This window comes from Vibrio sp. CUB2, from assembly GCF_001557945.1.
Lineage (GTDB): Bacteria > Pseudomonadota > Gammaproteobacteria > Enterobacterales > Vibrionaceae > Vibrio > Vibrio owensii.
This window is the reverse complement of record NZ_LNRB01000005.1, coordinates 236,303-251,368: the sequence shown is the minus strand read 5'-3', so window position 1 is coordinate 251,368 and position 15,066 is coordinate 236,303. Positions and strand designations below refer to the sequence as shown.

The 15,066-nt window shown below is 45.7% G+C and carries 1 protein-coding gene; it reads right to left on the bottom strand.

Annotation, left to right across the window (positions count from 1 at the left end; translation table 11 throughout):
- Window positions 1-57 precede the first annotated feature (57 nt).
- On the bottom strand, window positions 58-14,907 hold the full coding sequence (locus tag ATB78_RS29390; protein ID WP_061008599.1) for a tandem-95 repeat protein: 14,850 nt from the start codon (window positions 14,905-14,907) through the stop codon (window positions 58-60).
- Window positions 14,908-15,066: the final 159 nt, after the last annotated feature.

Genomic DNA, 15,066 nt, shown 5'->3' with positions numbered 1-15,066 from the left:
CCTTTTTACTTGGTGCTCCAGAGCGGAAGGAGCATACTCGCCCCTTCCTTAAATCGACTAACTCATATCGTTGTTGATTTTCAGTAGATCGTTAAGAATGGCGCTACCATCTGCCGATGATAAAGAACCATCACTTAAGAATTCACTGTATTGGCTAGAGCCGCCTTCAATCACCACTTTTTGACTTGCAGAACCATCCGATTCAGATATGGTCAGAATCAAGTTATCACCATCTGCTTCAAGACCAATCTCGTTATTTGCAAGCAAACTATCAATCGAGTCTGTGTCGTCAGTATGAAGTAAGTCAGAGATATCGATCTTATCTTCACCTTTCGTGAAGTCCTTGATTGTATCTATCTCGCCATCACGAATACCTGAGCCGCCATCGATGAACTTGAAGGTATCTTCACCAGAACCACCAATCAGGATATCGTCACCTGAACCACCGACCAAAATGTCATTTCCACCGTGGCCAAACAGGATGTCATCGCCTTGCTGACCATACAGAGTATCAGCTTTATCACCTTGATGGTTTTGATTAAATTCATCGATATTGTCTTTGACATAGTCATGAATCGCCTCAGCATCAACCGTCGAGATATCCTGTCCTGTTCCTTGCGCGACATGAGATTGGATAGCACTGATTCCCTGCTCGTTGCCACCAAACTCAATCAAATCACCAAGAAGAATGTCATCGCCATCTCCACCGTGGATAGTATCAGCACCCTGCTTCAATGGTACGTCTTGACCTAGTATTGTTTCAGCCAGTTTAGTGACATCAATTTCAGACTCTACCACACCGTCAGTATCGTATTGTTGTAGCGTACTCTCTGATACACCACTGCCAAGACCTATCGCTTCAACGCTTGATAGCAAGGCAAGCACTTGATACATATGCTGAGCCTGAACAGAGCTGCCTCCTTCATCGTCATACTTAAGCTTGCCATTGTGACGATCAATATCACCGATTTTCTGCCCCGTTAATGGCGAGAAAATATGCCCATAGCTGTTGATTAAGACATTGCCTTTATAGCTAACGGTTTGCCCATAACTGTAGTTGTTATCATTAACAACATCCTGCAAGGTAACAAGCTGTCCGTCACCACTTACATCAAGTATGACTTTAGAGAACTCAGGACGCTTTATATTGTCGAGGTTATCGTATGTATTTGGCTGACCGTCGGTAATAAAGTATGTGATATTTTCTCCATTGACGTTTGGCTGACTACCAAACCAATCGACTGCCGATTGCAAACCAGATTCATAGTTCGTATTACCACTACCGTAATCACCGATCTTATTGAGTTCCTCGACAAAATCAGTTCTTGCAGTTACTGAACTCAGATCCACTTCAATCACCTTCGTCGCCCCAGTAGCAAACTCAGAAAGCATGATGTTTACGGTTCCCGGTTCAACGCCTTGGTTTACTGAGTCCAACAACTCATCAAACACGTCAAGAATCTCATCTTTCGCGTTACCAACCCAGCTTCCCATACTACCCGAGGTATCAAGTACAAATGCAATGTTGTAGTCCTGACCAGCAATGATCTCTAAGCCCTGAACATCACCAACAATAAGGTCATGGTCAGCACTGCCAGAGATGGTGTCATCACCATGCGATCCCGACTCTAACTCAAAGTCACGAGCGCTTAAATCAGCAGACTCCGTTGTACTCGCTGAATCATCGTTTGAAGATTCAATTGCTGTTGCAGTAACACTGATTGGGAAATCAAGGCTGCCGTCATAATCGAATGGCACTTTGATCTCAAATGATGCCTGCCCTTGAGCATCGGTATCAATGAGATATCCTCCTGACACCTCTTGCGCTACCACCTGACCATTAACGTGCAACTCAACCCCGTCTGGTAATCCATCTACCAATACCGTTTGCCCTACCATTTCACTGCCATCAGTATCGACCAAGTCAACATCGACATCGACAGGAATCCAACGATCTTGCAGTACCTGGTAGGTACCGTCAGGGTTAAGTTCAACGACTTTATCTGCAAAAACAACACGTTCAATTTCGTACAAATGATCGCCTCGGTCTTCTTGACCTGTGTTGTCATTCACTGAGTCTATCGAGCGTTTATCCAAGAAGATCCAATATGGAACGTCTCCACCGTGGTTATTCTTAAACGTGAATTCGTAATCGCTAAAGTTGCCTGTCAGATAAACCGTATCTGTGCCGTCATGCTCCGTGTTGGTTGAAGCATCATCACCATAGAATGAATCATTCTGCCCACCTCCGACAAAGACATCGTCACCGCCACCACCATAGAAGGTATCGTTGTAGTCCGTACCTACAAATAGGCTATCTGTATCCGATGTGTCATTGTTGTTACCCAATGAGACGTTAGCTGAAGGGTTGTCTTCTTGGTAGACGCTGTCTAGGCCTAAACCAGAAGCAATAACATCATTCTGCGCTGAAGTATTTTCAGTAACATCTGAAACTGAAGCATGGTTTGAATCGACAGCGTCAGTCTTAGACAGCTCCCCAACCGAAATCGTAACTTTCGGCGCGTCTGCGACAGCAACGACCTCAATATCCAATGTCTCTGTTGCGCCGGTGTTCGTGGTGTATGTAATCGATGGAACATTACCAGACCAATGTTCAACCGGTTCGAACTTGTAGCTACCGTCTTGGTTTACCACCAATGAACCATTATCTAGCGAGACCGTTTCACCAACAGCGTAGTCTGTATTGTTAACTGTAATATGGTCGATCAATAGGACATTATCGCCATCAGTATCATTCAATAAAACGTTACCCTGTAGCGACGCATCTTCATTCGTGATGCCAACATCACGAGTTGTGTTTGTCGCTAGATTTTCATGCACGACGACATTAATCGTGGCATGTGAGTCTTCAGTATCACCATTCGAGCTTTCTGTACTTGTCGCCGTTACCGCAATGGTAAAGTCATCGTGCGATCCCGCTGGTGGTGTCACCGTCAAAGAATCAAGTGACCATCCTGTAACATCCAGTGCTTCGTTCACTGTCGCTACCGTAATAGAATTCACTCCATCAGAGAGCACCGCTCCAATTGGCAAACCTTTTAATGTCACTGCAAGTGATTCAGAGCCATCAGTATCAGTCAGACTTGCTCTAATTTCTGAAATTGGAATAGCGGTATCTTGCAACCCTTCATTAACTTCATAATTCTCGTAGAACTGAACGCCGTCTACTTCTTTTAACTCAGAAGTTCTTACATCGACTGCGTCCAAAGCAGCTGAGTCACTCACCACATACAAGTTGCTGTTACTTAAATCAACTGGCGTTTGGCCGTTGATAGAGACATCTACATTAAAATTGCCAGGCCCACTCTGGTTATGATGGTAGATTTCGATTGGGTAAAATCCGGAAGATGTAGGTACAAACGCATCTCCCTTAATATCACCCCTACCATTACCCCAACGAGCTTCATCAACCAGTGTTCCACCAATTTTGATCGCTAAGCTGTCATCTGCTCGTCCAGTAAAATCATAACTGGTTCCCGCTTCCAAGTAGACTAGCGCTGTCACTAATACGGCTTCATCCGCTGCTGTTGCCCCTGACGCGGTATCCTGAACATTGGTGGTGGTCGATTGGCTGCCATCTTCTAAATCTAAAGCTTCAATAGCATCAATCAAAACTTGTCCCGCAACACCTTGACCGTTATCAGAACCAACAATGACATTTGTCCAAGAAGTCACGTTGAAATCTTGTTGAGGAAGAGATAACCCTGGAGTCACTGTAACCAAATTCGGCGCATCTGCATCTGGGGTGACATCAATCGTCAATACGGATTCTTGCCCCGTATCTTCCCCATCCGTTGGTTTAAAGCCAATTTGCGCATAGTTCCCTTCTTGGTTACCAACCCCATTTCCAGTGAAGCTGTCATCACCAGATTCGTTTACCTCTGGAGTGAAACGTACACCATCGGCATCAAACTGCGATTTACTCAGTACTTGGTCTGTTTGAACCGCCTGCCAATTTCCTTGCTCATCTTTGTACTCAAGTGCACCGTCGCTAGGAAGCGATGTAATTTGGACAGACAGCGTCGATGTTTCTGAGTCGACATCCGTGACGCCAAATGATGCCCAATCCAGAGTAACTTGGGAATCTTCTAGAGTGGTAACTGACGAAGGCGAAGCTTCTGGTGCATCATTAACATTTACAAGTGAAACATTAACCTCTGCAGTGTCTACGCCACCCGTACCATCGGCAACCTTCACCTGCAGTGTATAGTCGCCTAAGTCAACATCATCAATAGTCTTGTTGAGTGAAACCTCACCCGTCGATGGGTCGATATCAAATAGACCGTTCGTTGTTGTTCCATCGGCAAAACTGTAAGTAAGTTCATCGTTATCTAGATCTTCAGCAACAAGCGTACCCACAACAGTGCCACTAACACTGTTTTCATTTACGGTGCCAAAGTCATAAACATCATTGTTTGCTGCATCGCCAGGAAGATCACCGTCAGAAATAAACTCCGGAGCATGCTGAGCGTCTGCGATAGAAACAGATGCCTCTTTAGAAGCAGTATTCAGCGAAGAGTCTGCACCACTCGTTTCAGTTAGTGTCACTGTCAGATCTTCAGCACCTTCATAGATACCGTCATCCAGCGTCTTAATATCAAGGGCGACTGAAGTTTGACCCGCAGGAATGGTCACAGTGTAAGTATTTGGCGCGGTGTAATCATCACTATTAACATCACCACCAATCGTGAATGTCACTACGACATCTTCATCCGCTTTCTGGTCGATACTTACAGTAAAGTTCGCATCACCACCTTCAGCGGTAGAGCCTGTGTCAGCAACAATGCTGACTTTCGGTGCTTGCTGGGCGTCATTGATAGTCACGCTCGCACTGTTGTTTGTAGAAGCTGTTGCATCTGCACCTTCTACATCTTTAATCGTGACAGTAAATGACTCTGCACCTTCGTAAGTGCCGTCAGTAAGCGTAGTGATGTCGAGGTCGACAGAAGACTGGCCTGCCAGTACTTCAATGCTTGCTACGCCAGTAAAGTCAGTACCATCGTGAGCAGTACCAGAGTATTCGAACTCAACCGTTACTTTCTCATCAGCGATTTGATCCAAGCTCACAGTAAAGCCTGCGGTTTGACCTTCATTTACGCTATCTTGGTCGGCAACAATGCTGACTTTCGGTGCTTGCTGAGCGTCATTGATAGTCACACTAGCACTGTTGTTCGTAGAAGCCGTTGCGTCTGCACCTTCTACATCTTTGATTGTGACAGTAAATGACTCTGCACCTTCGTACGTGCCGTCAGTAAGCGTAGTGATATCTAGGTCGACAGAAGACTGACCGGCCGGTACTTCAATGCTTGCAACACCAGTAAAGTCAGAGCCATCTTGGGCAACACCTGAGTACTCGAACTCAACCGTCACTTTCTCATCAGCGATTTGATCTAAGCTCACAGTGAAGCCTGCGGTTTGACCTTCGTTGACGCTGTCTTGGTCAGCAACGATGCTGACTTTCGGTGCTTGTTGGGCGTCATTAATTGTCATGCTCGCACTGTTATTTGTCGAAGCCGTGGCGTCTGCACCTGCCACATCTTTAATGGTAACAGTAAATGACTCTGCACCTTCGTATGTGCCATCAGTAAGCGTAATGATATCGAGGTCGACAGAAGACTGACCTGCCGGCACTTCAATACTTGCCACGCCAGTAAAGTCAGTACCATCTTGAGCAACACCTGAGTATTCGAACTCAACCGTCACTTTCTCATCAGCGACTTGGTCCAAGCTCACAGTAAAGCCCGCAGTTTGACCTTCATTGACGCTGTCTTGGTCGGCGACAATACTTACTTTTGGTGCACTTTCTGCGTCTAAAATTGTTGCCTGGCCAGTCGCTTGACCATTAGTTGTCACCCCATTACTTTCTGTCACAGTGAGGCCAAACGTTTCATTTCCCTCGTAGATATGATCTTCGTTAGTCGGCACAGTAACCGTAATATCCTGTATTCCCGCAGGTATTGTTACATTCCCATTTCCATCAACATTCAATGATTGTGTTTGACCATTAGTGTCTACATAAGTCACAACTAAATCGCCAAGGTCATTATCCTCTGTTGAATAGTTTCCGTCCGTCTCTACCGATAGGTTAACAACAACAGCACTTTCAGTTTGATTTGATAACGAAACCGTAAAGACTGCATTTTCACCTTCATTGCCATTCCCGCCACCATCTACGGTTAGCGCAGGCTTGTCGTTGTCTGGTGTTGTCGGCCCCACAACAGAGCCGTCATCTTTTATGTTCGCTTGGCCAACGGCAGAACCATTTGAAGTGATGCCAGCAGACTCCGTCGCGACTAGACCAAAGCTCTCAGAGCCTTCGTAAACATCATCCTGAGTCGTAGGAACAGATACTTCGATTGCAGTAATACCTGCAGGAATAGTGACATCACCATTGTCTGAAACGGTTAGTGATTTCGTTTCGCCTTCACTGTCTTTGTAGGTTACGACAAAATCTTTAATGTCAGAGTTTTCTGCTGTATATGCGCCGCTCGTGCTCGTGGCCAAATTGATAACGACTGGTGACTCTGTTTGATTAGACAAAGAAACAACAAATATTGCTTCCTCCCCTTCATTAATATCACCACCACCGCTGATAGATAGCAGCGGTTTATCGTTATCTGGCGTTGTTGGACCGACAGCTGAGCCATCATCCTTTATCACTGCCTCACCACTCGCCACGCCGTTCGATGTAATACCGCCAGATTCGGTCACCACCAAGCCAAAAGACTCTGCACCTTCGTAAACGTCGTCTTGTTTCGTTGTTATTGTTACCGTGATATCAGTAACTCCGGCAGGAATAGTAACGTCTCCACTTGGACTAACATCCAGAGTCTGCTCTTGGCCTTCTCCGTCAATATAAGTCACCGTCATGTTACCAAGATCTTCATCTTCAGCGGTGTAGTTGCCATCTGTCTTTGGACTTAGATTGACGACAACAGGACTTTGAACTTCGTTAGACAGCGAGACCGTGAATACTGCGTCAGAACCTTCACTCACGTCGCCAGCATTACTCACTGAAAGTGACGTACTATCATTGTCTAAGATTGTTGATGAGCCCGACTCGCTACCGATTTCAACTTTCATCGTCTCGTCATTTTCAACAACAAGATCATCAATCGTTGGCACAATGATTTCGAAGCTACTAACACCAGCAGGAACAATCAGGTAGCCCCCGGCAAAAACAACACCATTCGTGTAGGTTGCATTAGATAGGTTGACGTCTGAATCATCTGCCGATGAGCCTGGAGCCAATGTAGTTATTGGATACTTAACCGCCGTTTCTGTCGCCTCATCCAGTACCACAGAAAACGTAACGTCTTCTCCTTCTGTAACAGTGTTCCCTGTTAAAGATAGATCCGGACCGTTCTCCGACACGTTGCCGTCTAGAATCTGATTGGCAATTGTAACCGTTGCAGGGTCACTTTCAGCGTTACCAGAATCAACTACAACGTAGTCAAAACTATCTTCAGGTGGGAAGCCCTCTACATAACGCAATTCCCAATTCCCAGATGTTTTGGTTGAGAAGTCTAATTGAGTAATTACCGCCCCTTCAGGTAGAGGGTAATCCTTACCGAAGCCAATACTAGTCTCCTGGAATAGCATGTTGTTGCCTTCTGGCTTCAAGAACTCAATAACTTGAGTTTGCTCTGTGCCGTTAGCATCAAGGTATGTCACCGTGATAAGAGCAGCATTGTTGTCGCCGTGCTCAAACAAGCCTCCTAGGCCATCCAGACCAAGATTCACGCTGCCAACAGGGTTCTCAGACAAATCAATGCTGATGGTTTCGCCGCGCTGAATGCCTTGCCCATCGTTATCAGCAATACCATGACCAATATGTGAGACTTCTCGGTTGTATTGAGCTAGCACACCACTATCAGAGGAGATATCAATAGACGCTCCATTTACTAGATATTCGGTTCGACTGTGTGACTCACCACCGTCTGCACTTAAACCCCAGTTGTAGAAATCCGTCGTTGACTCTTCTCCATTTGGAGAATTAGGTCTGTCTTTAATACCAAGCAAGAATCCGACATTATCCGCTTCGTAGTAGATGCTGTCTTTGTTGTACAACGAGCCATCGGCCGATGTAATTTCTTGAAGATCGCCATTTTCATCTTTGAAGTACAAGGTGCCAGATGTAGGTAGCTCTGTTATTCGGATCTGAAGATCATCACCATTTAAGTCATCCTCAACGTCAGAAATATGGTCACTTTCTGAGCCTTGGTCCAAAGGCTTATCATCAGTATCAAAAACTACGTTAGTTATAAGTTCGTCAGCGCTGTGGTCAAAGTCTTCATTAAGTGGCTTGTCGTTAACAGGCGTGACGTTCAGCGTAACTGTTGTGGTTTCAGTGACACCGCCAGAGGTGACCGTGTAAGTGAACTCATCAGCACCGTTGTAATCTTGGTTTGGCGTGTAAGTGATCGTGCCGTCGTTGTTCACAACCACAGTGCCGTTTGCAGGGCCATTGCCCGCTTCGACTGATACAACTGGCGACTGACCTTCAAAGCTGTCGTTATCCAGCACATCCAAAATTGTTGGCGTATCTTCAACGATATCTGCACTATCTGCGACAATGTCGGCAACGGCGTTAACAGTGAAATCAACTGTTTGGCTGACCTCTAACCCGCGTGGATCTTTTGCAATGAACGTGAGCTCTTCAGAACCGTTCCAATCTGCTGTTGGGGTGATAGTTGCGATGCCATCAACAATCGAAACTTGAATGTTGCTGTTACCAGAAACGCTAAATGTCAATTCACTGTCTGCGTTATCAACATCGCTAAACGCGTCATTTAAATCGATGGTATAAGGCGTAAAGTCCTCAGATAGAACTTGGTCAGCAATAGTGTTTTCTACCACTGGTTTATCGTTGACTGGCGTTACGTTTAGCGTAACCGTCGTAGTCTCAGTGACACCACCAGAGGTAACTGTGTAAGTGAACTCGTCAGCACCGTTGTAATCTTGGTTAGGTGTGTAAGTGATCGTGCCATCATCGTTAACGACCACACTCCCGTTAGTCGGACCGTCTCCAGATTCGACAGATACAACAGGTGATTGACCTTCAAAGCTATCGTTGTCCAACACATCCAAAATGGTTGGTGTGTCTTCAACGATATTCGCGCTGTCCGAAACGATATCGGCTACGGCATTGACTGTGAAATCAACCGTCTGGCTAATACTTTCACCATCAAGATCTGTGGCGGTAAACGTAAGCTCTTCTGAGCCATTCCAGTCTGCAGTTGGTGTGATCGTCGCAATACCATTAACAATCGATACTTGAATATTGCTGTTACCAGAAACAGCAAACTTCAGCTCGCTATCTGCGTTATCAACATCACTAAACGCGTCATTTAAATCGATGGTATAAGGCGTAAAGTCCTCAGATAGAACTTGGTCAGCAATGGTATTCTCAACCACCGGCTTATCGTTTACAGGAGTAACGTTCAGCTTAACTGTTGTGGTTTCGGTCACACCGCCAGACGTAACTGTGTAAGTGAATTCATCAGCACCGTTGTAATCTTGGTCTGGTGTGTAGGTAATGGTGCCATCATCGTTAACAACCACACTGCCATTCGCAGGGCCATTGCCTGCCTCTACTGACACAACTGGCGACTGCCCTTCGAAGCTGTCGTTGTCTAACACATCCAAAATTGTTGGCGTATCTTCAACGATATCTGCACTGTCAGCGACAATGTCGGCGACAGCGTTGACTTTGAAATCAACTGCCTGACTCACTGCCAAACCACTTTGATCTGTCGCGGTAAACGTTAGCTCTTCAGAACCATTCCAGTCTGCAGTTGGTGTGATCGTCGCAATACCATCAACAATCGATACTTGGATATTGCTGTTACCAGAAACACTAAACGTCAGCTCGCTGTCTGCATCGTCAACATCGCTAAACGCGTCATTTAAATCGATGGTATAAGGCGTAAAGTCCTCAGGTAGAACTTGGTCTGCAATGGTATTCTCAACCACTGGCTTATCGTTTACAGGAGTAACGTTCAGCGTAACTGTTGTGGTTTCAGTGACACCACCAGAGGTGACTGTGTAAGTGAACTCATCAGCGCCGTTGTAATCTTGATTAGGCGTATAGGTGATTGTTCCGTCGTTGTTCACAACAACAATGCCGTTAGTTGGGCCATCTCCAGATTCAACTGTAACAACTGGTGATTGGCCTTCGAAGGTGTCGTTGCCTAACACATTCAAAACGGTCGGCGTATCTTCAACGATATCTGCACTGTCAGCGACAATATCGGCAACAGCATTGACTGTGAAATCAACTTTCTGACTCACTTCCAAACCGCTTAGGTCTGTCGCGGTAAACGTCAGCTCTTCAGAACCATTCCAGTCTGCTGTTGGTGTAATCGTCGCGATGCCATCGACAATCGAAACTTGAATATTGCTGTTACCAGAAACGCTAAACGTCAGTTCGCTGTCTGCGTCATCAACATCGCTAAACGCGTCATTCAAGTTAATCGTGTATTCAGCAAAATCTTCTTGTAGAACTTGGTCAGCAATGGTGTTTTCTACCACTGGTTTATCGTTGACTGGAGTAACGTTTAGCGTGACCGTCGTAGTCTCAGTGACGCCGCCAGACGTGACTGTGTAGGTGAATTCATCCGCACCGTTGTAGTCTTGGTTTGGCGTGTAAGTAATTGTTCCATCATCGTTTACAACCACATTACCGTTAGTCGGACCATCTCCAGATTCAACCGTGACAACTGGTGATTGGCCTTCGAAGCTATCGTTGCCCAACACGTTCAAAACGGTTGGTGTATCTTCAACGATATCCGCGCTGTCAGCGACAATATCGGCAACAGCGTTGACTGTGAAATCAACTTTCTGACTCACTTCCAAACCGCTTAGATCTGTCGCGGTAAACGTTAGCTCTTCAGAACCATTCCAGTCTGCAGTTGGTGTGATCGTCGCAATACCATCGACAATCGACACTTGAATATTGCTGTTACCAGAAACGCTGAACGTCAATTCGCTATCTAAGTTATCTACATCATTAAATGCGTCATTCAAGTTGATGGTGTATTCAGCAAAATCTTCCGGTAGAACTTGATCAGCAATGGTGTTTTCAACCACTGGTTTATCGTTCACTGGTGTTACGTTTAGAGATACTGTTGTCGTCTCAGTGACACCGCCAGAGGTGACTGTGTAAGTGAATTCATCAGCACCGTTGTAATCCTGGTTCGGCGTGTAAGTAATGGTGCCATCATCGTTGACAACCACACTCCCGTTAGTCGGACCATCTCCAGATTCGACAGATACAACTGGTGATTGACCTTCGAAGCTATCGTTGTCTAACACATCCAAAATGGTTGGTGTGTCTTCAACGATATCTGCACTATCTGCGACAATGTCTGCAACGGCGTTGACTGTGAAATCAACCGTCTGACTCACTTCCAAACCGCTTGGATCTGTCGCAGTAAACGTTAGCTCTTCAGAACCGTTCCAATCTGCTGTTGGAGTGATAGTTGCAATACCATCAACAATCGACACTTGAATGTTGCTGTTACCAGAAACGGCAAACGTCAATTCGCTATCTGCGTCGTCGACATCACTAAATGCAGCATTTAAGTTAATCGTGTACTCAGCAAAATCTTCCGGTAGAACTTGGTCAGCAATGGTGTTTTCTACCACTGGTTTGTCGTTTACAGGAGTAACATTCAGCGTCACTGTTGTGGATTCAGTGACACCACCGGAGGTAACTGTATAAGTGAACTCATCAGCACCGTTGTAATCTTGGTTTGGTGTGTAGGTGATCGTGCCGTCATCGTTAACAACCACACTGCCATTTGCAGGGCCATTGCCCGCTTCTACGGATACAACTGGTGATTGCTCTTCGAAACTATCATTGTCTAACACATCCAAAATTGTTGGTGTGTCTTCAACGATATCTGCACTATCAGCGACAATATCGGCGACGGCATTAACCGTGAAATCAACTGTCTGGCTCACTTCCAAACCACTTGGGTCTGTCGCGGTAAACGTCAGCTCTTCAGAACCATTCCAGTCTGCAGTTGGTGTAATCGTCGCGATGCCATCGACAATCGAAACTTGAATATTGCTGTTACCAGAAACGCTAAACGTCAGTTCGCTGTCTGCGTCATCAACATCGCTAAACGCGTCATTCAAGTTAATCGTGTATTCAGCAAAATCTTCTTGTAGAACTTGGTCAGCAATGGTGTTTTCTACCACTGGTTTATCGTTGACTGGAGTAACGTTTAGCGTGACCGTCGTAGTCTCAGTGACACCACCAGAGGTGACTGTGTAAGTGAACTCGTCAGCGCCGTTGTAGTCTTGGTTTGGCGTGTAAGTGATCGTGCCATCATCGTTAACAACCACACTGCCATTTGCAGGGCCATTGCCCGCTTCTACGGATACAACTGGTGATTGGCCTTCGAAACTATCGTTGTCTAACACATCCAAAATGGTTGGCGTATCTTCAACGATATCTGCACTATCTAAGACGATATCGGCAACGGCATTAACCGTAAAATCAACCGTCTGGCTAACGCTTTCACCGTCAGAATCTGTCGCGGTAAACGTTAATTCTTCAGAACCATTCCAGTCTGCTGTTGGGGTGATAGTTGCGATACCATCAACAATCGATACTTGGATATTGCTGTTACCAGAAACACTAAACGTCAGATCGCTGTCTGCATCGTCAACATCGCTAAACGCGTCATTCAAATCGATGGTATAAGGCGTAAAGTCCTCAGGTAGAACTTGGTCAGCAATGGCATTCTCAACCACCGGCTTATCGTTTACAGGAGTAACGCTCAGCGTAACTGTTGTGGTCTCGGTCACACCGCCAGAAGTAACTGTGTAAGTGAACTCATCCGCACCGTTGTAATCTTGGTTTGGTATGTAGGTAATGGTGCCGTCGTTGTTAACAACCACACTGCCATTTGTAGGACCATTGCCCGCTTCTACCGATACCACCGACGATTGGCCTTCGAAAGTATCGTTACCCAACACGTTCAAAACGGTTGGAGTGTCTTCAACGATATTCGCGCTGTCCGAAACGATATCGGCTACGGCATTGACTGTGAAATCAACCGTCTGGCTAACACTTTCACCATCAAGATCTGTGGCGGTAAACGTAAGCTCTTCTGAACCGTTCCAGTCTGCGGTTGGCGTGATCGTCGCAATACCATCAACAATCGAAACTTGAATGTTATTGTTGCCAGAAATGCTGAACGTCAGCTCGCTGTCCGCGTTATCAACATCGCTGAATGCGTCATTCAAGTTAATGGTGTATTCAGCAAAATCTTCGGGTAGAACTTGGGATGGGATAGCATTTTCGGTTGTCGGAGCATCATTGAGTGGATTAACTGCTACCGAAACTTCCGCTTCATCTTCTAATGCACCATCAGAAACCGTGTAGCTAATGGTTGCGTCGCCGTTGAAGTTTTCTGCTGGAGTAAATACAAGCTTACCGTCTACGATCTCAACCGTGCCTTGCTCTGCAGGAACAGACGCATTCACTATGGTCAGTGTGTCACCGTCAACATCGATATCGTTTGGTAGCACATCAATGGTGACTGGCGTATCTTCGTCCGTCGTAGTGCTGTCATCATTTGCTATTGGTGCATCATTTACAGGGTTAACAGTAACCGAAACCGTTGCTTCATCTGTTAGTTCACCATCGGTAACAACATAAGTGATAGTTGCTTCACCGTTGAAATCTTCAGCAGGTGTAAATACAAGCTTACCGTCTACGATCTCAACCGTACCTTGCTCTGCAGGAACAGACGCATTCACGATGGTCAGCGTATCACCGTCAACATCGGTATCGTTAGGTAACACATCAATGGTAACAGGCGTATCTTCGTCCGTCGTAGTGCTGTCATTATTTGCTACTGGGGCATCATTTACAGGGTTAACAGTAACCGAAACCGTTGCTTCATCTGTTAGTTCACCATCGCTAACAACATAAGTGATAGTTGCTTCACCGTTGAAATCTTCAGCAGGAGTAAAAACAAGCTTACCGTTTACGATCTCAACCGTGCCTTGCTCTGCAGGAACAGACGCATTCACTATGGTCAGCGTGTCACCGTCAACATCGCTATCGTTTGGTAGCACATCAATGGTAACTGGCGTATCTTCGTCCGTCGTAGTGCTGTCATCATTTGCTACTGGTGCATCATTTACTGGGTTAACAGTAACCGAAACCGTTGCTTCATCTGTTAGTTCACCATCGGTAACAACATAAGTGATGGTTGCTTCGCCGTTGAAATCTTCAGCAGGTGTAAAAACTAACTCACCATCAACGATTGCAACGGTTCCCTGTTCTTCAGGTACCGTGGCTGAATCAATTGTAAGAGAGTCGCTATCTTCATCATCGTCATTGGCTAGGACATCAATGGTAATCGAAACGTCTTCGTCTGTTTGAATGTTGTCATCTTCAGCGACCGGAGCAATTGGCGTGACGGCTGGAGAGGTGTTAGGAAGGTTTAAATACAGCTCAGCAAGAGTTAGGCTTTGAGTTTCGGAAACGCCAAGCGCAGCTAACCCCGTTGTTTCAAACACAGTATCGGCTAGCAATTCTGCTGCCGTTCGCTCTACAGTGCCGCTAGCCTGCAAACTGGAACCATTACTCTCGCCTGCAGCTGGTGCGAATTCTTCGTTGAGTAACGTTGGATCTTGCCCCTCTTGAAGTGCGTCAATAATTTGAGCGACATCGTCAGTGACGTCTTGCACCCCTTCTTCTCTTGCGACTTGAACTTGAAGCTTTTCCGGTTCAGCTTCAGTTCTAGCAACAATAAGTTCACCCGGTAACGGTTGTTCGTTTTGAGCTAATGTCTTTAATTGCCCATCCAAACCTATTACTACGATCTGACCACCAAGTGAAACTAAGGATGTACGATCCATATAAACCCCTGACCTTTAAATACTGTCAACATTTTGACCAATGATACTAATTCGTTATATATTGCCCGAAGATATAACGCAATAACAGAGCTTTAACACCAAAAAACAACTTTTAAGTCACATATTATCCATATGAAGTGCCAAACAAATGTATGAGAA